We start from the raw sequence: 21284 nt of genomic DNA, 5'->3' as shown, positions 1-21284 counted from the left end.
TCTTCTGCTGCTTGCTTCGATACTGCTTGCATAGGAGCAACGCTGGAGCGCATCGCCAATCGAAAAGGCCCGGATAACCGGGCCTTTTCGTGGAGCCTAGGAGAATCGAACTCCTGACATCCTGCTTGCAAAGCAGGCACTACGGTACACGGCGAGGCCCGGAATCCCGCCGAATCACGGGATCTCGGGCCCCTCTCGTTTGGCCCTGTTGGGGTGAGTTGTGGCACGAATGGCCCCCTAGTGGCACGACTCTGGCACGGCACCGACACCCCAAAGCCATCCCGGGATTCGAACGCCTACACGCATGGTCCGAACCCATCTGGAAGCCCATGCAAGACCGACGCTCTAGAAATTGCGCCAAACGATCTGCGTAAGCCGGGGGCGGCTCACCGTCGAGGCGGGAGCCCTTTGGGTAAAGTCGTTGCATGACACTTCCCGGGCTGGAACTCCTCGAACCGACCGCATCAAAACGGTCGCGTCGCGCTGCCGTGACGTTCGAAGGTGGGCTCGATGCTCCGTTCCATCGATGGTTCCGCCTTACTCCGAGTTTCTCGCCGGATCTCGTACGAGGGTGGCTATCGAAGTACGGCATCACACCTGGGCAGACCGTGCTGGAGCCCTTCGCTGGAGCGGGAACGACCAACATCGTCGCCAAGGAGTTGGGGATCGACTCCATCGGTGTAGAGATCAATCCATTTCTCGCGTTCGTCGGCCAAACCTCCGTCGACTGGACGCCAACGGCGCAACAACTCCGGGATGCCTCCGCACGCGTGGTGGCCACCGCTAGAGAGTCTGTCCTACGCGGACCGCACGACCCCGAGGCGTTTGCAGCGTTCCTAGGCGACTCCCTGCCACCAATCCACAACGTCAGTCGTTGGTGGCGAGATCAGGTTCTCCGCGAGTTGGTGGCTGTCCGTCACGCCATCAACCAACAGGATGCCGCCCTCGCAAACCACTTGAAGTTGGCACTCGCTCAGATCGTCTACTCAACCGCGAACATCACGCTTGGACGCTTGCAGGTTGCCTTCGTGAATCGCTCGCACCACGAGATCCACGTATTCGAGCCGTTCAGTCAGATGGTCGAGAAGATGGCCGCAGATCTGGGGATCTCAGACGACTTTCCCACCGCAACCGCGACGATACACAACGCAGACAGCACCATCCTCGATTTCGTGGAGGACGGGTCCATCGACGCGGTGTTCACCTCGCCGCCGTATCCGAATCGCTACAGTTACGTCTGGAACACCCGCCCCCACCTTTACCTCCTCGAGTTCATCTCCACTTCGAAGGAGGCTGCCGCTCTGGACATGCAGACCATCGGAGGCACCTGGGGAAGTGCAACGAGCCGACTGATGAAGGGTGTTGTTGAGCCCCGCCCCATCGTGGAGAAGGCTGCCGGTGCCGTGATCGAGCGCCTGCACGAAGAGTCGACGCTCATGGGCAATTACGTGACCAAGTACTTCAACTCGATGGATATCCAGGTCGGAGCAGTTCGCCCAAAACTGCGCGACGGCGCGCATGTTGGCTATGTTGTTGGGAATTCCGAGTCCAAGGGCATCATGGTCGAGACTCACGAGATCCTCGGAGAGATCTTTCTAGCGAATGGGTTTGATCAGGTGGAGCAGGACGTTCTCCGCAAACGAAACAGCGGAGTGGGTCTGACCGAAGTGACGGTGAGCGCTCGCGCATCGAATTAATGACTATATTCTGTCGCTATCCCCGGCTGGGTCGACCAGCGTTGGTGTGTGACAGATGGCCTTACTGAACGACTAGCGGGTCGAGTCGCCGCGTACCGGGCTGATCGTGGATTGAGCCAGGAACGTCTGGCGGAACACGCGGGACTTCACCGAACTTATGTCGGTCAAATCGAGCGCGGAACGGCCAACGCGAGCCTTGCCGCTGTCGAGAAGATCGCTGCCGCTCTAGAAATCGACACAGACCGACTTCTCTGCTCAGGCGGGCTGAATGGCTGAGTCGCCCGAGAAGACGCAGGCCCGTTTTCTGGAACTTCTTCGACGTGCGCTGATGGGGTGGCAAGACAAGGTCGACAACGACTTCAGTGTCGGCAATTCGTCAAAAGAGTTGGCCAGTCTGGAGTCCGACCCGGTCTACGCGCAGTTCGGGCTGGCTTCCAACGGCTACGTGCTCATCCGCCTTATGGGCCGGATGAGCATCAGCATCGGCAGACGCCTAGGTGAGTTGTACGACAACCTGCCGAAGTATGTCGCGGCCGCCAGATTCGGCCTCACGCCGAGTGATGTCGCTGCCAAGATCGTCGGGCTGAACCTTGACGTGTGCATCCCCTTCTCATTGCTAACCGAGGAGGATCGAGTGCTGGCACTCGCGGCAACAGAAGCCGCAACTGGCCAAGCCGTCGATCCAGCGCGCCGCGGGCTCGGAATCGAGATCCGCTACAACTTCAACCCGAACGACAGTGCTCGACTGCGCAAGGATGTAGCGATGGCCGAGGGCCTCATCGCAGAGGGCCTCGTTCCGATCTACCTAGTTTTCAGCGGAATCTCGCCACGTGCCGAAGCGATCGCCCGCCTGAAGCGAGCAGGGTGGCTTTTCCTGATCGCTGACGATGCCGCCGCGTATACGAAGGAACTGCTTGGCCTAGACCTGTCCTCGCTGTTGAGTAGCGAGAGCGTCCAGGCGGAGGTACGTGCTGGGACTGACGGCATTATGTCTGCGATCGTGGGTTCGGTCGCGATGAAGAACGCACTTAGCGACTATCCGCCCGAGAACGCTTAGGGGAGTGCCCCGGCATCCGGTGGGGCACCAGGGCACTCGCTGATTCGAGGGTCAGGTGGCGGCGGACTGAGCATCCGCGAGGTCGGCTCGCCTTTGCTCCCGATCCGAGCGGTGGAGCGCCTCCCCGAGCCCGTCGATCTCGGACGCCTGGGCCTCCCGATACCCGGCCTCGTCCGCGCGGTAGAGCGCCGTCCACGCGCCCACGGTCACCGGACCGGTGAGCGCCTCCGTCAGCACGCGCGACCAGGCGGCAACCGGGGCGGCGGACTCTTCGGCGCGGAGCCGCTCGACGGCGGGCTCATGCCCGAGAGTGGCAAGCCGGTCGAAGGCGAGCGACTCGAACTCCGCGACGATCTCGGAGCCCTCCGACGACGCGAGGACCTCGGGCATGATTTCCAGGCTGTCGAGGATCGCGCCGAGCCGTTCCGGGGATGCGGTGGCGATGATCTGATCCAGGCGACGACCGGCCTTCCGGAGAGCCTCGACCTTCTCCCGCTCGCGGGCGGCGAGGGCGAGGGAGTCGGCGGTGGTCGGGCGGATGCTGGCGAGGACCTGCGAGCGGTCCGGGCCGCTCGGCTCGTTGACGGCGGGGATGCGAGCGGCGAGCACGGCCCGAGCGCGGGCGAGCGCCTCCCGCTGTGCGCGGGAGTTCGCCTCCGGTGTCTTGTCGCGGTCCTGGGTCGAGACGGCGGCGTGCGCATCCCGGAAGAACCCGGCGAGGGCGGCGGTGTGAGTGCTGGTCATGATGATCTCCTGATCTGTGGATAGGGCTGTGGATATGTGGATAGATCTACGGATCTGATCGGCTCCTGGCCTCCAGATCCTCGTACATGCGTCTCAGACGCTCTCTGCTCGCGTCTGCCGAGCGTTCTCGCCTTCCAGGGGGTCCTGGGGGGGCCTGAGGCTCCGAATCCGGCAGATAGGCGTCCAGGGCTTCGTCCTCCTCGCGGACCTGCCCGAGCCATGCGCCGAGGACCGCCACGACCTCAGCGATGCCCGAGTCCGGCTGAGGCTCGTACAGTCCCAGCAACTTCGCCCGGTGGTCCATGATCCGGAGGAGCCGGTCGATCGCGCCGAGATGCCCGCTCATGATCTGCTTGGCGATCCGCTGTTGCGCGAGATCGAGACGCTCCAGTTCGATCTGTCGAAGTTCGAGCGCCGCCTCCCGAGGGATCGCCTTGAGTGCCCGCTCGACCGACTTCCGCGCCGCGCTCCGATGGGCGAATCCGAGTTCGCGTGCGATGCGGTCGTAAGAGTAGCCGAGGAGGCGGAGATCCAGGGCTCGCGCCTCCCGCTCCCGAGCCGACGCGGCGATCTGGGTTCGGGTCTTGCCCTTGGTCGTGGTCATGCTGGACCCTCCGATGTGTCTTGCTCTATGGGTGTCTTGCTCTGGCGGTCGTGGAGGGCGAGGAGCGCGGCGAGTAGTTCCCTCGTCTGGCGGACCTCGGCCCGGTTCGCCGCCGCCTCGGCTGAGATCGCCCCCACGTATCGACGCACCGAGTCGGCCACCCAGCCCTGCGAGTAGTCGAGGGCGGAGCCGTAGCCCTTCACGGCCCGATCCCGTTCGTCCTTCGCGCGGCGGAGACTTACCCGATCGGGGGTGTCGAGGGTGCGGCGGATCTGCGCGAGGAGCGCATCCCGGGCGTGGTCGGGAGTCGAGGCGGCGCGGGCGGCGGTTCGTGTCTGCCCGATCGTCTCCTGCGCTCGCCGGAACTGGCGGATGTCTCGCTCGCTCATGATGCTTCCCTTCGGTCGATATCGAGATCGTGCTCGTCCACATAGACGCGGGCTCGCGGACTGAGGTCCCAGTAGTTGCCGTCGAGGGGATCGCCCCGGTGCCGGCGTCGTTCGATCTCGGGCCAGAGGTCCCGGATCTCGGCGTCGGCGTCGTGCACGGTCAGGGGGTCCGGGTTCTCGAGTCCGGTTCCGGTCATGGCGCGGAGGTCGCGGAGCCAGAGGATCTGCGCGCGGCTGGCGCGGGCGCGCGGGGATCTATGGCTTGGTCGGTCACCCGTCGAGGTGAGGTCACCTGTCCCGACGTTGGGAGCGGATGATCCGATCGCGAGATGGTCTGTCTGGGCGAGGCTGGAGACGGCGGAGCCGATCTCCTCGGGGTCGCCCGACTTGGCGGGCATTGCCCCGGCGAGCCCGGAGGGATCGGCCTTTAGAGATCTGGAGAGATCTGTAGATCTGAATGTGGCTAGATTCTGGGCACCATGGTGGCCAATTTCTAGGCACCCGGTGGCTAGATTTTGGGCACCAAGATCCTTCTCGTCGTCGGTGACGGGAGCCTGGTCGGCAGTCTCGGCATCGCCCATGGTGGCTAGATTCTGGACACCAACCGAGGAGGGCGGACCCTCGGCGGGGAGTCTCAGCCGGTAGATGTGGGGCTGGGTGCGACGGCGGGTCACGATCTCCAGGAGCCCCGCGTGGAGTAGTTGCTTGACGGCGGCGGTCGCGGTCATCCGGCTTCCGCTTCCGGAGAGACGGGCGATCGTTTCCATGCCCACCGTCTCGATCAGCCCCGTGCTCCAGTCCGCGCGCCGATAGAGCACGGCGTAGGCCGCGATGCCGCCCGGGCCGATGCCCAGTGCGTGCGCGTTGTCCTGGAGCCAGTGCGGCACCTGGGCGAACCTCTCGCCGTCGTCGTTCATCTCGCGCCCGATCTGTCGCTGTTGGGATCTCGTGCTGGAGGGGATCAGGCGTCTGCGCCGAGGAGGGCGCGGAGGCGAGGGACGGGGATGAGGATGCGCTTGCCGATGCGGAGCACGGGGATCTCGTCGCGCTTGATCGCCTCGTAGGCCGACCAGGTGCCTATCCCGAGGATCTGCGCGGCCTCGGGGACGGTGCAGGTGGCGCGTCCGTGGAGGTCCTCGATCGTGAGGGCGTGCCGCTCGGAAGCAGGGGCTGTGGTGGTCATCTCTGGGTTCCGTTCGTTCGGTTCGGGCCGGTGTCCTGGGATCAGAATAGGGTGTCTTTGCGACACTGATTCCTACTCTGACCTGGAGTTTGTTCCCATCATGAGAACTAAGTAGACCCCACGGTGAGATCCGAGGCGAACGCAGGAAAGATCAGATCAGGCACCGAAACCAGGCACTCCCGACGAAAGGCAGAACCCATGACAACGAGCACCAGGAAAAGTTCTCGAATCGACTTCGGATCGGTCCGCAAACTCCCCTCCGGGCGGTGGCAGTCCCGCTATCTCGACCCGGCAGGACGCCCCATGACCGGCCCTCAGACGTTCCAGACGAAGCGGGAGGCGCTCGATCATCTCGCCGCCGTGCGCTCCGATCGGATGCGCGGAACCTACATCGACCACCGCGCAGGGCTCGTTCCGTTCGGCCCGTATGCCGCCGACTGGATCGCCCACGGGGGACGCCGAGGAGCGCTCGCGCCCAAGACTCGAGATCTCTACGAGACGACGCTCGCCGGTCCACTCACTCCGCTCCGGGAGATGCCGATCGCCTCGATCACTCCCTCCCAGGTCCGCGCCTGGTACACGAAGACGGGCCGAGCGCTCGCGGCATCCGCCAAGCGGCAAGGCGGCGACGGATCATCTCGACTCCGCCAGGCCTACAGCCTCCTCCGGGCGATCATGGCGACCGCCGTGCGGGACGGGATAATCCCCGCGAACCCCTGCCAGATCGACCGCGCCGGATCGGTGAAGCATGCAGAGCGCCCGTACATGAGCGCCGAGGATCTCGGGCGGATCGTCGCGGCGATGCCGGCGAAGTGGCATCTGCCTATCCGAGTCATGTTTGGCGCGCATCTCCGCCTCGGTGAACTCCTCGCGCTCCAGCGGCGGGACTACGCGGGCGGGGTCCTCCTGGTCGAGCGGCAGATCGTCCGCGTCGGCGGCGACGAGATCGAGAGCGGCACCAAGACGGGCAACGTTCGGAGGGTGGATCTCCCGCCGAGCATCGCGGCGGATCTGGAGATCTACCTCTCGACCGCTCCCGGGTTCGGCAAGGCTCCGATGTTCCCCGGCTCGGACGGCGAACGGTTCACCGGAGGGGCGATCGGCCAGGCCTGGCGGAAGGCGGCTCGCAGGGCTGGACTGTCCCAGTTCCGGCTCCACGATCTGCGGCACGCGAGCCTCACTCTGGCGGCTCAGGCGGGCGCGACGACCCGCGAACTCATGGCCCGCGCGGGACACTCGACCGCCCGGGCGGCTCTGCTCTACCAGCACGCGGCGGAGGAGCGCTCCGGGGCGATCGCGGCGGGTATGGATGCCCTCTCCGGAGGGTCGATCGGGACCGCTACTGGCACGACCATGGCACGAACGGCTCTGGAGGCAACGAGAAAGTCCCCCGAGCAGGAGGCCGGAAAGGCGCTCTGATCAGGGGACTTCTGGACTGTGGAGCCTAGGAGATTCGAACTCCTGACATCCTGCTTGCAAAGCAGGCGCTCTACCAACTGAGCTAAGGCCCCTGAGCTGTTTTGCGGGCTCTGCCCGCACAAGAGGCTCAATCGGCGTGGGAGTGGATGCAAGCATCCACCCCACTCGCCTGTGGGGCTACCAGGACTTGAACCTGGGACCTCTTCATTATCAGTGAAGCGCTCTAACCGCCTGAGCTATAGCCCCGAATTGTCACGGCGCGAGCGCCGTCAACCTGCAAGACTTTACCTGAACGGCGGGGATTTGACGAATCCGTGGAGCAGGCGACTCGCTCTCGCCGATGCGCTCGCGATCGGCACCCCGGTGGGCTCATCCGGCATGGTCCGATCGGTCCGGATGCGCCCACGTACGAGCCGAAACGGCCGCGTCACTAGTTGGATGTGAACCCGACGAGCAGTCCGCCGGTCACCTTGACCGCGAGGTTGTAGATGCCGGCCACCACGGCGCCCAGTACGGTCACGACGACGAGGTTCAGGATCGCGATGATGGCAGCGAAGGCCATCACCTGGGGCAGGCCGATGAACGCGGTGATCGAGATGCCACCGTCTGAGAAGCTCTGGAAGAACTCGTCGACCTTGCCGATCAGTCCCGTGGTCTGAACGATCAGGTAGACCAGGAAGAAGGTCACCACTGTCACGATCGCGAGAGCGACGGCGGCCAGGAACGACAGCTTCACTGCCGACCAGAAGTCGACGTACACCAGCCGCAGGCGCACCTGCTTGGCGCTGGTCTTGTGGCTGGACTTCTTTGCGAGCTTGTCGGCTACGGTGCTCATGCGTCAGTACTCTCTTCGGGGGTCTCGGCGGAGGCCTCGGGTGTGCCGGACACGTCTGCTTCTGTGTCGGCTGCCTCTGATGTCTCGGTCAGGCCACGCTCTCCGTTACGGGCGATCGCGATGATGCGATCATCGTCGTCGGCGCGGGCGAAAACGACACCCATGGTGTCGCGACCCTTGGCAGGGACCTCGGCCACGGCAGAGCGTACCACCTTGCCACTGGCAAGAACCACCAAGACCTCGTCGTCCTCGGAGACCATCAAACCGCCGGCGAGAACGCCGCGGTCATCGCTCAGACGCGCAACCTTGATGCCGAGCCCGCCACGGCTCTGGCCGCGATACTGCTCGATGGCGGTGCGCTTGGCGTAACCGCCGTCGGTGACGACGAACACGAACGCGCCGGCCTCGGCGACCGATGCCGAGAGCAGGCTGTCGCCCTCACGGAAGGACATCCCCTTCACTCCCTCGGTCGAGCGTCCCATCGGGCGCAGCGAATCATCGGTGGCGGTGAAGCGCAGCGACATGCCGTGGCGGCTGATGAGCAGGACGTCATCGCCCTCCTCGACCAGCAGGGCGCTGGTCACCTCGTCGCCTTCGCGCAGCCTGATCGCGATCACGCCACCCTGTCGATTGGTGTCGTACTCGGTGAGCCGGGTCTTCTTGACCAGACCGCCCCGCGTGGCCAGAACGAGGTAGGTGGCCACGCCGTAGTCGCGGATGTCGAGGATCTGTGCGATCTCCTCGTCCGGCTGCAGGGCCAGCAGGTTGGCGACGTGCTGTCCCTTCGCGTCACGGCCCGCCTCGGGCACCTCGTACGCCTTCGCGCGGTACACCCGGCCCTTGGTCGTGAAGAAGAGCAGCCAATGGTGGGTCGTGGTGACGAAGAAGTGCTCCACCACGTCGTCCGCGCGCAGTTGCGCGCCCTTGACGCCTCGGCCACCCCGATGCTGCTGGCGGTAGTTGTCGCTGCGCGTCCGCTTGATGTACCCATCACGCGTGACGGTGATGACCATCTCCTCTTCGGGGATCAGGTCCTCGATCGACATGTCGCCGTCGTAGCCGGCCAGGATCTGCGTGCGCCGATCGTCGCCGAAGCGCTCCACGATCGAGGTGAGCTCGTCACGGATGATCGTGCGCTGACGCACCGGGTCGGCCAGGATCGCCTTGAAGTCCGCGATCTGAGACTCGAGGTCTTCGGCCTCGTCGATGATCTTCTGACGCTCCAGCGCCGCGAGGCGACGCAGCTGCATCGTGAGGATCGCGTCGGCTTGGATGTCGTCGATCGCCAGCAGCGACTTGAGGCCCTCGCGCGCATCGTCGACCGTCGCCGACCGGCGGATCAGGGCGATCACGTCATCGAGCGCGTCCAGCGCCTTCAGGTACCCGCGCAGGATGTGCATGCGCTCCTCCGCCTTGCGCAGCCGGAACTGCGTACGGCGGACGATGACTTCGATCTGGTGATCGATCCAGTGCGTGATGAACCCGTCCAGCGGCAGCGTGCGCGGCACGCCGTCGACGATCGCAAGCATGTTCGCGCCGAAGTTCTCCTGCAGCTGGGTGTGCTTGTACAGGTTGTTCAGCACGACCTTGGCGACGGCATCCCGTTTCAGGACGATCACCAGGCGCTGACCCGTACGGCCGGAGGACTCGTCGCGGATATCGGCGATGCCGGTGATCTTGCCCTCGCGCGCGAGGTCGGCGATCTTGACGGCGACGTTGTCGGGGTTGACCTGATAGGGCAGCTCGGTGATCACGAGGCAGTTGCGGCCCTGCACCTCCTCGACGTTGACGACGGCGCGCATCGTGATCGAGCCGCGCCCGGTGCGGTAGGCATCCTTGATACCGCGGGTGCCGAGGATCTGCGCGTGCGTCGGGAAGTCCGGTCCGGGGATCCGCTCCATGAGGGCCTCGAGCAGCTCCTCCCGGTTCGCCTCGGGGTGGGCGAGCGCCCACAGTGCGCCGCTGGCCACCTCGCGCAGGTTGTGGGGCGGGATGTTGGTCGCCATGCCGACCGCGATGCCGACGGAGCCGTTGACCAGCAGGTTGGGGAAACGCGCGGGCAGGACGACGGGCTCGCGCGTCTGTCCGTCGTAGTTGTCCTGGAAATCGACGGTGTCTTCTTCGATGTCGCGCACCATCTCGAGCGCGAGCTGGGCCATCTTGGTCTCGGTGTACCGGGGTGCTGCCGCGCCCTGGTTGCCGGGCGACCCGAAGTTTCCCTGACCCTGCGCGAGCGGGTAGCGCATCGACCACGGCTGCACGAGGCGGACGAGGGCGTCATAGATCGGCGCGTCGCCGTGGGGGTGGTAGTGACCCATGACCTCGCCGACCACACGCGCGCACTTGGAGAACGACTTGTCGGGGCGGAAGCCGCCGTCGTACATCGCGTAGATGACCCGGCGGTGCACCGGCTTGAGGCCATCCTCGACGCGCGGCAGCGCACGCCCGATGATGACGCTCATCGCATAGTCGAGATAGCTGCGCTGCATCTCGGCCTGCAGGTCGATCTGGTCGATGCGGCCGTGATTGTGCTCAGGGACGGCGGGGTGTGATTCGTCAGTCATCGGTTTCGTTTCGTTTCTTCGCAGCCGGGATCACAGGGCATCCGATCGGGGGATCAGATGTCGAGGAAGCGGACGTCTTTCGCGTTGCGCTGGATGAATCCGCGGCGGGACTCGACGTCCTCGCCCATCAGGATGGTGAAGATCTCGTCGGCCGACGCGGCATCGTCGATCGTCACCTGTCGAAGCGTGCGGGTCTCCGGATCCATGGTGGTCTCCCACAACTCCTTGTCGTTCATCTCACCCAGACCCTTGTAACGCTGGATCGCGTTGTCCTTCGGGATGCGCTTGCCCGTGGCGACGCCTTCAGCCAGAAGCGCATCGCGCTCCCGGTCGCTGTAGACGTACTCGTGCGGCGAGTTCGACCACTTCAGGCGGAACAGCGGCGGCTGGGCGAGGTAGACGAAGCCCGCTTCGATCAGTCCTCGCATGTAGCGGAACAGAAGGGTGAGCAGCAGCGTGGTGATGTGCTGGCCGTCGACGTCGGCATCGGCCATCAGGACGATCTTGTGGTACCTGGCCTTTTCGATGTCGAACTCTTCGCCGATGCCGGTGCCGAAGGCCTGGATCATCGCCTGTACTTCTTTGTTGCCGAGGGCCCGGTCCAGACGCGCGCGCTCGACGTTGAGGATCTTTCCGCGCAAGGCGAGGATCGCCTGCGTGTGCGGGTCGCGGCCCTGGACCGCGGAGCCGCCGGCCGAGTCACCCTCCACCAGGAAGATCTCGCTGATCGAAGGATCCTTGCTCGTGCAGTCCTTGAGCTTGTCGGGCATGGCCGCGCTCTCGAACACGCTCTTCCGGCGCGCGGTCTCGCGCGCCTTCCGTGCAGCGAGCCGTGCGGTGGCCGCATCGATCGCCTTGCGCACGACGTTCTTGGCCTGCGCGGGGTTGCGGTCGAACCAGTCCCCGAGCCGATCGCCGACGACCTTCTGCACGAACGCCTTGGCTTCGGTGTTGCCGAGCTTGGTCTTGGTCTGACCCTCGAACTGCGGTTCGGCGAGCTTGACCGAGATGACGGCGGTCAGACCCTCGCGCACGTCGTCGCCGGAGAGGTTCTCGTCCTTCTCCTTGAGCAGGCTGTTGGCGCGGGCGTACTTGTTGACGAGTGTGGTCAGCGCGGCGCGGAAACCTTCTTCGTGCGTGCCGCCCTCGTGCGTATTGATGGTGTTCGCGTACGTGAAGACGTTCTCGGTGTACGAGGTGGTCCACTGCATCGCGACCTCGAGCGCGATCTTGCGCTCGGTGTCCTCTGTCTCGAAGTCGATGATGTCCTCGTGCACGTGCTCCGCCTTGCGCACGCGATTGAGGTATTCGACGTAGTCCACGAGCCCGCGCTCGTACAGAAAGCTGTCGTTCGGCTGCTGCAGAACGACCTCGCCGGGCGAGACTTCCTGCTCGTACGCGGCTCCCGGGCGCTCGTCCACCAGATCGATGCGCAGTCCCTTGTTCAAGAACGCCATCTGCTGGAAGCGGGTGCGCAGGGTGTCGTAATCGAAGTCGACGGTCTCGAAGATCGAGTCGTCCGGCCAGAACGTGATGGTCGTGCCGGTGTCGGGGCTCTCCTCCGCCCGCTCCAGAGGTGCCTGCGGAACGCCCCCATCGCGGTAGGACTGACGCCAGACGTATCCCTGGCGACGCACTTCCACGTCGAGGCGGCTCGACAGCGCGTTGACCACGGAAGATCCGACCCCGTGCAGTCCACCCGAAACGGCGTAACCGCCGCCGCCGAACTTTCCGCCGGCGTGCAGCACGGTCAGCACGACCTCCACCGTCGAGCGACCCTCGGCCTGGTGCATGTCCACGGGGATGCCGCGGCCGTTGTCCACGACCCGTACTCCGCCGTCGGGCAGGATGGTCACAAGGATGGTGTCGCAGTAGCCGGCGAGCGCTTCGTCGACGGAGTTGTCGACGATCTCCTGGACCAGGTGGTGCAGGCCGCGCGGTCCGGTCGACCCGATGTACATTCCCGGTCGCTTGCGGACGGCCTCAAGGCCCTCGAGAACCTGAATGTCTTCGGCCCCGTATCGCACATGCGTCCGCTCGGCCGGGTCTGGTTCCACGGAATGCTGATCGGATTGCTCGGGCAGGCTGTCGGGGGTATCAGACGTCATATTATCGGCGCGCTCCACATCGTAATTCCGGGCCTCCCCAGTCTACCAAGGAACACGTCGGCCAGGCGCCATGTGCGGCTCTGTGGCGCGATGGATTTCACCCGGATAGGACCGGAGGTATCTCAGCCGTAGGTATCGCGCGGACCACGCCCTGGAGTCGTTCTGGGACCCCATTTCCAGGAGGGGACGTCCGGCCCGATAAAGCGGATGCCGTCGACACCCGCCTCCGGGAACCTGCGAACGATCTCCGACAGGATCTGAGAGCGCATCAACTGCAGCTGCTTCGCCCACGCCGTGGAGTCCGCCTGAACGGTCAGAGTCCCCTCCGTGAACGCGATCGGACGCGTGTGCCGAGCGGTGTCCTCGCCGGCCACCTCGTCCCACGTCCGCACGACGTCCTCGCGCGCGAGCTGCGAGTCCCAGCCCGCGTCGCGGGTGAGGTCGGCCAGCACATCGGCCACGCCCTTCGGGTCGCGCCCCGGCGTGAAGGGCGCGTTCTCATCGTCCGGTCCGCGACGCCGCCGTTTGCGGTATGCCCGCGCCGATGGTTCAAGACCGCGCAGGCGAAGGTAGGTGGCGACGGTCTCCGGCACCAGGTCGGCACCGATCGGTTGCCGACGCGCGCCCGAGCTGCGCGACGCGTCGCCGTCGCCCGGCACGTCGCGCTCAGACATCCGTCGCCGCCAGGATGCGACCGGATTCGACGCGCACGACGCGCGCCCGCAACGCCACCGGCACGTCCTCTTCTACTGCGGCCGTCACGATGACTTGTTCGTAGCCGGCCGTGAGAGCCCCCAACCGTGCCCGGCGATCTGTATCCAGCTCGGCGAACACGTCATCGAGGATCAGAACGGGGTCGCCCAGACGCGAATCGGCGCGCAGGAGGTCTGCGGAGGCCAGGCGCAGTCCCAGCGCCACGGACCAGGACTCGCCGTGCGACGCGTACCCCTTGACCGGAAGCCCGCGCACGCGCAGCAAGAGGTCGTCTCGGTGCGGACCCACGAGAGTCAGGCCCCGATCGAGCTCAGCAGTGCGCTTGTCGGCCAGCGCCTGTCGGAACTGTTCCGCGATCAGCCCGCCCGGCGCCTCCGCGGCCGACTCCACGGCCTCTTCCTCGGGGTCGCCTCCACGTACAGACAGTGCCCACTCGATGCGCGGCTCGTGGTCCGCGCCCGCGATCGCGGCGTACGCGGCGGTGAGAGGTCCGGTCAGGTCCGCGGCCAGCGCCAGCCGTGCTTCGATGAGTTCGGTGCCGAGGGCGACGAGCTTGTCATCCCAGACATCCAGGGTGGACAACTGTTCGCCACGGATGCCGCGGGCCCGCGCGGATTTGAGCAGAGCCGTCCGCTGCCTGAGGACGCGGTCGTAGTCCGAGAGGACGCCGGCGAAGCGCGGCGATCGCTGCACGAGGAGCTGGTCCATGAAGCGCCGCCGGGATGAGGGATCGCCGCGCACGATGTGAAGATCTTCGGGAGCGAAGAGCACGACCTGCGCATAACGGGGCAGATCCGAGCTCTTGACGGGGGCGCCGTTGACACGCGCCTTGTTCGGACCCTGTCGGTTCACCTGTGCTTCCAGCAGGATTTGCCGCTCCCCGTGAGCGAGGCGGGCACGGATGATCGCGGCATCCGCGCCGTGACGCACCAGAGGCGCATCCGTCGAGACCCGATGGGATCCCAGGGTCGCGAGAAAGGCGATGGCCTCTGCCAAGTTCGTCTTCCCCTGACCGTTGCGGCCGACGAAGACGTTGGGACCGGCGCTCAGCGCGACGTCGGCAACCGCGTAATTACGGAAGTCGACGAGGCTCAGATGCTCAACGATCACTGTGCAACCCTAATCCGCGGGTCCGACTCGCCGGGCTGGTGCTCTCTCGAGAAGCGAAGGACCTCAGCGCAGGAGCAGGTTGGGCTGCAGCAGGTACTTGAACGACTCCGCGCCATCCTTGTCGACGGAAGTCTGCGGAGTGATCAGCACCGGGCTGAGCTTGTTCGCGTTGTCACTCGAGGTGAACGTGATCCGCACGAATTCGCTCTTGACCGCGCCGAGCGACTCCAGCAGATACTGGGGATTCAGACCCAGCGTCACGTCGTCGCCCACCAGGTTGGCATCGACCGACTCCGATGCACGGGCCTGCTCGGTGCCCGAAGCATCCATCGAGACGCTGTCGGTCGTGAACGTGAAGCGCAAGGGCGCAGATCGATCGAGCACCAGCGAAACACGGCGGACGGCCTCGGCCAGTTCCGCGGTGTTGAGCACCGCGTGATGCTCGGTCTGCTCGGGAAACAGCCGACGGACCGGGGGGAAGTTTCCCTTGATCAGCAGCGAGGTCACCGTCTTGTTGCCGGCGGTGAATGCGATGATCTCGCGGTCCCCCGAGCCGGAGAAGGCGATGGAGATATCGCCACCGTGTGCAAAGGTCTTGCCGACCTCGGTGAGCGTGCGCGCCGGGACGAGTGCGGTGGTCGGCTCGTCCGTCGCGGTACTTCCGCCATCCCAGGGGATGTCGCGGAGGGCGACGCGATACCGGTCGGTGGCGACAAGGCTGAGCCGGGTGCCGGAGACCTCGAGTTGGACTCCGGTGAGCACCGGGGTCACGTCGTCACGCGATGCGGCGAATGCGACCTGCGCGATGGCTGTCGCGAAGTCCTCGGCGGGAACGAGACCGGTGTCTCCGGAGACTTCAGGAATCGCGGGATACTCCTGCACCGGCATGGATGCCAGCGTGAAGCGGGCCGAGCCGCAGGTGAGCACGATCCCGCCATCGTCGTCGACCTCGACCTGGATCGGCGCGTTCGGGAGTCGGCTGGCGATCTCGGAGAGCAGCCGGCCGTGCACCAGGATCGTGCCCGGGTCATCGACGGTCGCCTCGATGGTGGTGCGCGCGGACGCTTCGTAGTCGAAAGCTGCGAGCGACAGCCCGCTCTCGGATGCTTCGATCAGGACCCCGGCCAGGATCGGCTGGGGGTTGCGCTGTGGCAGGAGCTTGACGACGAACGACACGGCTTCGCTGAACACATCGCGATTGACGTGGAACCTCACTGGCGCTCCCTTGACATCGGCGTGGGATCTCCCATGCTAGTGCCCACGATGCCGCGGTCCCCAGACGGGAGCGAGACTGGCTCCGACACCGTCAAGGTGATCGAACGGATTCCCATTAACTATTTCTCTGTCATCTTCTTAACGCCTGTGGAAACTGTGGATAACTCTGGGGATCCTTGTCGGGAGATGGAAACTACAACCGTGTGAGATGTGGAACGGCTGCGGACTGTGTCATCCAAAGGTGTCGACACCTTTCGCCGCATCAGCGTCTCCTCCACAGCTTCGACGCGATTGCGCACAACCTTTCCGCCGCGTCGCGGAGTTATCCACAGGTTTTCCACATGTGAAGAACCGGAATACTGGCCCGCCGCGCGGGGTCTGTCAAGCACTTCTTCAGGCATACATCGCTCCGCGTGACCGGGTTCGGACCTGCGGAAGGCGGGTTCGCACGCCCGCGCACGCTTTGGATCCGCGCACAACCGGCCCGAGCCTCGCGCACGACGGGTTCGGATCCGCGCACACCGAACACCGCGGCTACGACGCCGTGCTGCCTGGCGGCGTCAGCGCGGGTTGCGGCCCAGCTGAGTGGTGATCTCGGAGACCTGGTTGTAGATCGAGCGACGTTCCTTCATCAGGTCGCTGATCTTCTTGTAGGCATACATGACGGTCGTGTGGTCGCGGTTTCCGAACAGGTGACCGATCTTGGGAAGAGAGAGACTGGTGCGCTCACGGCAGAGATACATGGCTATCTGGCGGGCCGTTGCGATGGACTGCGATCTGCTCGAGCCGTAAAGGTCATCGACCGACAGCTTGAAGTACTGCGCTGTCGCGGTGATGATGTCCGTCGGGGAGATGACGTTCGCGTCGTCCTGGTCGATGATGTCCCGCAGCACCGTCTGGGCGAGAGACATGTCGAGAGTCGACCGATTCAGACTGGCGAATGCCGAGACGCGGATCAACGCGCCCTCGAGTTCGCGGATGTTCGAGGAGACGACGGTCGCGATGTACTCGAGGACTTCGTCGGGTATCTGCAGCCGCTCGCTCTGCGCCTTCTTGCGGAGGATCGCGATGCGCGTTTCGAGGTCGGGCGCCTGGACGTCGGTGATCAGGCCCCATTCGAAGCGGCTGCGCATCCGGTCCTCGAACCCGGTGAGGTGTTTGGGCGGCACATCGCTGGTGATCACGACCTGTTTGTCATGGTCATGAAGCGTGTTGAAGGTGTGGAAGAAGGCTTCCTGCGTCTCGGCACGGCCCTGCAGGAACTGGATGTCGTCGATCAGAAGGATGTCGACGTCTCTGTACCGGGCCTGGAATGCCGAGCCGCGGTTGTTCGCGATGGAGTTGATGAAGTCGTTCGTGAACTCTTCGCTCGAGACGTACCGCACGCGGATGCCGGCGTACAGGCTCAGCGCGTAGTCGCCGATCGCATGCAGGAGGTGTGTTTTACCCAGGCCCGAATCACCGTAGATGAACAGCGGGTTATAGGCCTTCGCCGGCGCTTCGGCGACCGCGACCGCTGCCGCGTGTGCGAATCGGTTCGACTGCCCGATCACGAAGTTGTCGAAGGTGTACTTCGGATTCAGACGCGTGTCGCTGCGCGATGCGGCGGATGCCGCATCCATCGTCTCTTCCATCTGCTGCCGGACCGGAGCCGACGAGGCAGCAGAGGACTGCACGTGGATAGGCGCGGTGATGCGGCTGTCTGCGAGCTCGGGATTGACCACGACCCGGAAGGCGGTTGCCGAGGGATCGTGCTGCTGGTCCTGGTCGACCTTGGTCAGTGCCTCCATGATCGGCGTCCTCATGCGCTTGTTGATCTGCGCGGCCGTCAGGTCGTTGGGTACGTCGAGATAGAGCGTGCCCCCCATGACTCCCTGGGGAACGGCAAGACTGAGGAATCCCTGCAACTGGGGGGTGACGCGGTCGTCGCCGGCGAGCTCGTCGAGCACGGCTGACCAGACGGGAACATCTGGAACTTCGTGCGATGGCATGGGCCCCCCGAGTATGTTGACGCGCCTCAGGTGTGGAACGGTGATCGTCACATCACAGCCTGTGGATAACTGCCCGTGCCACGCTAGTTCGCGGGCGTGTCGGGAGCAAACTCCACTGTAGGTCCGCCCGGCGTGTCATTTCCAGGAGTATGGGAATCTGGTGGAGATAATGCCCCGCGGTCCTGCTCGGTTTGAGTTCTGGGTCCGGGGAACGTAACCTGAATCGGTTGACTTATGCCGAGATGGCAGTCCCGTAAGCCACGTCCCCGGTCTGAGCGTCAGTCGTTGTTGAATACCGGGACACCCTGATCCGGAAGTGACCCCTCATGACCAAGCGCACATTCCAGCCCAACAACCGCCGCCGGGCCAAGAAGCACGGCTTCCGTGCCCGCATGCGCACCCGCGCCGGCCGCGGCATCCTGGCCGCTCGTCGCGCCAAGGGGCGCACCGAGCTCTCTGCTTGACCCTCTAGAGGTGCTTGCGAGGCCGAACCGACTCACCCGCGGAGCGGATTACAAGGCCGTCGTCCGTAGGGGCGCTCGTTGTGCGAGCACGCACACGGTGACGTATGTGAATACGTCCGGTGAGGACCGCGCAGCTCGTTTCGGCTTCATCGTCAGCAAGCAGGTGGGGTCGGCGGTGGTCCGCAACACCGTTCGTCGGCGTCTCAAGGCCGTGTGCCATGAGGAGTTGCAGCGCGTCCGTCCAGGCGCTGACATCGTCATCCGCGCATTGCCGTCTGCGGCGACCGCGGATTTCGCTGCGCTGCGGGACGAAGTGTCCCGGTGCATCGCACGGAGAGCCGCATGAGCGCGACTCTTCCGGCCGCCTCAACCGGCCACGGCCACTTCGAAGGATCAACGGCGTTGCAGGCGCTGCCGCTGCTCCCCCGCAACACCGTGTTGAGCTTGCTCCATGGTTATCGTGCGACGATCTCCCATGCCTACGGTGACGTCTGCAAGTACTACCCGTCGTGCTCGGCCTATGCGGTCGGTGCGGTCCAGCAGCACGGTGCTCTGAAGGGCTCCGTGCTGGCGGCGGCCCGAATCGCACGCTGCCACCCCTGGGCGAAGGGGGGCGTCGATGACGTTCCTCCGCACAAGAACTTTCGGCACGAACTGACCCCTCGCGGGTTCGTCGTGCCGGTCCCCCTGAGAAAGGACTGATCCGTGCCGGATCTGATCGGAATCATCCTCTGGCCACTCAAATGGCTGGTCGAACTCGTGCTCGTCGCGTGGCATTCGCTGTTCACGCTGATCGGGCTGCCCCCGGCAGCGGGCGGCACCTGGGTTCTGGCGATCATCGGCCTGGTGCTCGTGGTGCGGTCCGCCCTGATTCCGCTCTTCGTCAAGCAGATCAAGAGCCAGCGGAAGATGATGGAAATCGCCCCTGAACTGCGAAAAGTTCAGGAGAAGTACAAAGGCAAGAAGGATCAGCTCTCTCGTGAGGCGATGAGTCGCGAGACGATGGGGCTGTATAAGAAGCACGGCACGAGTCCGGTCTCGGGGTGCCTGCCGCTGCTGGTGCAGATGCCTGTGTTCTTTGCGCTCTTCAGCGTGCTCAACGGTGTCCAGACGATCAAGACCGACCCGAATCACACCGGTGTCGGCCTGCTGAACAACGAACTCATGACGGAGTTCTACAACGCGAAGCTCTTCGGCGTGGCATCGCTGCACGACACCCTCGTCGGTGCGTGGGAGGCACAGGCCACCGGTTGGCAGGTCACCGTCGGCATCCTCCTCGTCCTGGTCGTCCTGATGATCGTGTCGCAGTTCTTCACTCAGCTGCAGATCATCTCGAAGAACCTGTCGCCCGAGGCCAAGACCGGCCAGGCGTACCAGATGCAGAAGATCATGCTGTACGTGCTGCCCTTCGCATTCGTCTTCTCGGGTGTGTTCTTCCCCCTCGGTGTCGTCATCTACTGGTTCACGAGCAACGTGTGGACGATGGTTCAGCAGTTCGTCGTCATCCGAAACATGCCCACACCGGGCTCGGAGGCTGCGAAGCTGCGCGAGGAGCGTCTGGCACGCAAGGGCAAGGCGATCGACGCACAGGGGAAGATCATCCCGATCGAGAAGTACCAGGCCGAACAGCAGCGCCTCTACGAAGAGGCCGAGCGCGCCAGGGCTGCAACTCCCAAGCGCCAGCAGCCGATCGGCAAGCAACGCGCGAAGAAGCAGGGGCAGAAGCAGCCCGGCGACGGCGGCCCGAAAAAGGTTGAACCGCCCCACGGTGGCTCAACCGACCCTGCGCCAGGTACCGCCGGCGCGGCATCCTGATTCCCTGCTCTTCCCTTTCTAAAGGCTCGAGGACCCGATGACCATTAATCCCGACACCTCCCCCACCGAAGAAGCGCCCGCTGAGCGGGCTGCCGCGACCGTCGAGCAGCTCGAGCAGGAGGGTGACATCGCGGCCGACTTCCTGGAGGAGCTGATGGACATCGCCGATGTCGACGGAGATCTTGCTCTGGATGTCCGCTCGGGCCGCGCCTATGTGTCGTTGGAATCGGACGAACCAGGATCGCTGTCGCTGCTGTCGGATCCGGAAACGGTTCAGGCCCTCCAGGAGCTCACACGCATCGCCGTTCAGAACCGCACCGGCCGGTTCTCCCGTCTTATATTGGATATCGGAGGATCCCGCGACACGCGTCAGCGCGAACTCGAGACTCTGGTCGATCGCGCTATCGTCCGCCTCGACGAAGGTGCGACTCAGGCGTCTCTTCCGGCGATGTCGAGCTACGAGCGCAAGCTCGTCCACGACATCGTGGCCGACCGTGGTCTCGTCTCGGAGTCCTACGGCGAGGGTGCTGATCGCCACACTGTGATCAGCCGCGGTTGATGTTTCACGTGAAACACCGATGACCGACATCGAGGCGGAACCAGCGGTCGCCGCCGAGATCTTCGGCCCCCGCATCGATCTGGCGCGCGAGTTCACGCGCGCACTGGCAGAGCACGGCGAGGAGCGAGGCCTGATCGGCCCGCTCGAACCCCCGCGGCTGTGGAGCCGGCACATCCTGAACAGTGCTGTGGCCGCGCCTCTCTTCTCGGGACGCGTAGGCGACGTCGGATCCGGAGCAGGGTTGCCGGGGCTCGTACTGGCGATCGCACGGCCGGATGTGGAGTGGATCCTCATCGAGCCGATGGAACGCCGCGTCACATGGCTGAACGAACAGGTATCGGCTCTCGGTCTCGACAATGTCGAGGTTCTGCGCGGCCGCGCCGAGGAGTGGCGGCGTGGCCCGGTTCTGGATGCCGCGACCGCACGCGCCGTGAGCGCCCTCCGCACTCTCGTGCCGATGACCGCCCCGCTCGTCCGCGACGGCGGCGAGCTGATCCTGCTCAAAGGTGCGAGCGCGTCGACGGAGATCGAGACCGCAGACAAGCAGCTGCGCAAGTACCGACTGAGCAACGTACGACTCGAAGTGCTCGGCGAGGGTCTTCTCGACGAGCCGACCCGAGTCGTCCGCGCCACCGTGCGCGGCTGACGACTGTTTCACGTGAAACATCCGCGCTGTGCGGCACCCAGCCGGTGATCGAGTAGCCCGCGCAGCGGGCGTATCGAGATCCCATTCCACCGGATGTGCCGTTCGCGGTGATCGAGTACGCGCAGCGGGCGTATCGAGATCCCATTCCCCAGCTGTGCGGGGACTCAGCC

The 21284-nt window shown here is 64.9% G+C and carries 22 protein-coding genes and 2 tRNA genes; 10 read left to right on the top strand and 14 right to left on the bottom strand.

Annotated elements, in window-relative coordinates; translation table 11 throughout:
- The first annotated feature begins 425 nt into the window (after positions 1–425).
- From ABD655_RS01805 to ABD655_RS01795, 3 genes are read left to right on the top strand one after another with little or no spacing between them, the layout of a single operon-like run.
- Entirely contained in the window at positions 426–1697 is a 1272-nt protein-coding gene (locus tag ABD655_RS01805) for a DNA methyltransferase (RefSeq protein ID WP_344711099.1), read from the top strand.
- 48 nt (positions 1698–1745) lie between these two features.
- Positions 1746–1973, top strand: a complete 228-nt coding sequence (locus ABD655_RS01800; protein WP_344711096.1) for a helix-turn-helix domain-containing protein — start codon at positions 1746–1748, stop codon at positions 1971–1973.
- Positions 1966–2754: a hypothetical protein gene (locus ABD655_RS01795; RefSeq protein WP_344711093.1), complete on the top strand. Its 789-nt coding sequence runs from the start codon at positions 1966–1968 to the stop codon at positions 2752–2754. Before ABD655_RS01800 ends, ABD655_RS01795 begins: the two co-directional genes overlap by 8 nt.
- A gap of 51 nt (positions 2755–2805) precedes the next feature.
- Here the strand turns inward: ABD655_RS01795 and ABD655_RS01790 are convergent, their stop codons facing one another.
- Genes ABD655_RS01790 through ABD655_RS01770 form a run of 5 tightly spaced genes read right to left on the bottom strand, consistent with a single transcriptional unit; the run spans position 2806 to position 5674 of the window.
- Positions 2806–3498 carry a hypothetical protein gene (locus ABD655_RS01790; RefSeq protein ID WP_344711090.1) on the bottom strand — a complete coding sequence of 231 codons (693 nt, stop codon included), beginning with the start codon at positions 3496–3498 and terminating at the stop codon, positions 2806–2808.
- A gap of 46 nt (positions 3499–3544) precedes the next feature.
- Entirely contained in the window at positions 3545–4102 is a 558-nt protein-coding gene (locus ABD655_RS01785; RefSeq protein ID WP_344711087.1) for a hypothetical protein, read from the bottom strand.
- Positions 4099–4491: a hypothetical protein gene (locus tag ABD655_RS01780; protein WP_344711084.1), complete on the bottom strand. Its 393-nt coding sequence runs from the start codon at positions 4489–4491 to the stop codon at positions 4099–4101. The genes ABD655_RS01785 and ABD655_RS01780 overlap by 4 nt, the downstream gene beginning before the upstream one ends.
- A complete protein-coding gene (locus ABD655_RS01775; protein WP_344711081.1) occupies positions 4488–5408 on the bottom strand; it encodes a hypothetical protein in 921 nt (306 codons plus the stop codon). The genes ABD655_RS01780 and ABD655_RS01775 overlap by 4 nt, the downstream gene beginning before the upstream one ends.
- A gap of 44 nt (positions 5409–5452) precedes the next feature.
- Entirely contained in the window at positions 5453–5674 is a 222-nt protein-coding gene (locus ABD655_RS01770) for a helix-turn-helix domain-containing protein (protein WP_344711078.1), read from the bottom strand.
- A 198-nt stretch (positions 5675–5872) separates the two neighbouring features.
- On the opposite strand from ABD655_RS01770, the gene ABD655_RS01765 reads away from it, so the two are divergent.
- A complete protein-coding gene (locus ABD655_RS01765; RefSeq protein ID WP_486348125.1) occupies positions 5873–7093 on the top strand; it encodes a site-specific integrase in 1221 nt (406 codons plus the stop codon).
- A 19-nt stretch (positions 7094–7112) separates the two neighbouring features.
- Here ABD655_RS01765 and ABD655_RS01760 read toward each other — a convergent pair.
- The 9 genes from ABD655_RS01760 to dnaA all read right to left on the bottom strand — a co-directional run bounded on the left by ABD655_RS01760 (position 7113) and on the right by dnaA (position 17630).
- A tRNA-Ala gene (locus ABD655_RS01760) sits at positions 7113–7185 on the bottom strand.
- An 80-nt stretch (positions 7186–7265) separates the two neighbouring features.
- Positions 7266–7339 (bottom strand) — tRNA-Ile (locus tag ABD655_RS01755).
- Positions 7340–7523: 184 nt separating this feature from the next.
- A complete protein-coding gene (locus ABD655_RS01750) occupies positions 7524–7928 on the bottom strand; it encodes a DUF3566 domain-containing protein (protein WP_344711072.1) in 405 nt (134 codons plus the stop codon).
- Complete coding sequence (gene gyrA, locus ABD655_RS01745) at positions 7925–10492, bottom strand: DNA gyrase subunit A (RefSeq protein WP_344711069.1); 2568 nt, start codon at positions 10490–10492, stop codon at positions 7925–7927. The genes ABD655_RS01750 and gyrA overlap by 4 nt, the downstream gene beginning before the upstream one ends.
- A gap of 53 nt (positions 10493–10545) precedes the next feature.
- Positions 10546–12600 carry a DNA topoisomerase (ATP-hydrolyzing) subunit B gene (gyrB, locus tag ABD655_RS01740; protein ID WP_344711066.1) on the bottom strand — a complete coding sequence of 685 codons (2055 nt, stop codon included), beginning with the start codon at positions 12598–12600 and terminating at the stop codon, positions 10546–10548.
- Between the two features lie 122 nt (positions 12601–12722).
- Entirely contained in the window at positions 12723–13274 is a 552-nt protein-coding gene (locus ABD655_RS01735; RefSeq protein WP_344711063.1) for a DciA family protein, read from the bottom strand.
- Positions 13267–14424: a DNA replication/repair protein RecF gene (gene recF / locus ABD655_RS01730; protein WP_344711060.1), complete on the bottom strand. Its 1158-nt coding sequence runs from the start codon at positions 14422–14424 to the stop codon at positions 13267–13269. Before recF ends, ABD655_RS01735 begins: the two co-directional genes overlap by 8 nt.
- A gap of 63 nt (positions 14425–14487) precedes the next feature.
- On the bottom strand, positions 14488–15639 hold the full coding sequence (gene dnaN / locus ABD655_RS01725) for a DNA polymerase III subunit beta (RefSeq protein ID WP_344711057.1): 1152 nt from the start codon (positions 15637–15639) through the stop codon (positions 14488–14490).
- A 560-nt stretch (positions 15640–16199) separates the two neighbouring features.
- Positions 16200–17630 (bottom strand): chromosomal replication initiator protein DnaA, encoded by a 1431-nt coding sequence (gene dnaA, locus ABD655_RS01720; RefSeq protein WP_344711054.1) that lies wholly within the window; start codon positions 17628–17630, stop codon positions 16200–16202.
- 326 nt (positions 17631–17956) lie between these two features.
- On the opposite strand from dnaA, the gene rpmH reads away from it, so the two are divergent.
- From rpmH to rsmG, 6 genes are read left to right on the top strand one after another with little or no spacing between them, the layout of a single operon-like run.
- Positions 17957–18094: a 50S ribosomal protein L34 gene (gene rpmH / locus ABD655_RS01715; RefSeq protein WP_045278552.1), complete on the top strand. Its 138-nt coding sequence runs from the start codon at positions 17957–17959 to the stop codon at positions 18092–18094.
- A gap of 10 nt (positions 18095–18104) precedes the next feature.
- Positions 18105–18440: a ribonuclease P protein component gene (gene rnpA, locus ABD655_RS01710; protein WP_344711051.1), complete on the top strand. Its 336-nt coding sequence runs from the start codon at positions 18105–18107 to the stop codon at positions 18438–18440.
- Positions 18437–18796, top strand: coding sequence for a membrane protein insertion efficiency factor YidD (yidD, locus tag ABD655_RS01705; protein ID WP_344711048.1), 360 nt, complete (start codon positions 18437–18439; stop codon positions 18794–18796). Before rnpA ends, yidD begins: the two co-directional genes overlap by 4 nt.
- 3 nt (positions 18797–18799) lie before the next feature.
- Positions 18800–19909: a membrane protein insertase YidC gene (gene yidC / locus ABD655_RS01700; RefSeq protein WP_344711045.1), complete on the top strand. Its 1110-nt coding sequence runs from the start codon at positions 18800–18802 to the stop codon at positions 19907–19909.
- A gap of 37 nt (positions 19910–19946) precedes the next feature.
- Entirely contained in the window at positions 19947–20468 is a 522-nt protein-coding gene (locus ABD655_RS01695; protein ID WP_344711042.1) for a Jag family protein, read from the top strand.
- Between the two features lie 19 nt (positions 20469–20487).
- Positions 20488–21114 (top strand): 16S rRNA (guanine(527)-N(7))-methyltransferase RsmG, encoded by a 627-nt coding sequence (rsmG, locus tag ABD655_RS01690; protein WP_344711039.1) that lies wholly within the window; start codon positions 20488–20490, stop codon positions 21112–21114.
- The last annotated feature ends 170 nt before the right edge of the window (positions 21115–21284 follow it).

It is taken from the genome of Microbacterium terregens (genome assembly GCF_039534975.1).
GTDB lineage: Bacteria > Actinomycetota > Actinomycetes > Actinomycetales > Microbacteriaceae > Microbacterium > Microbacterium terregens.
The sequence above is the reverse complement of the archived record's forward strand: the minus strand, read 5'-3'. Positions and strand labels throughout refer to the sequence as shown.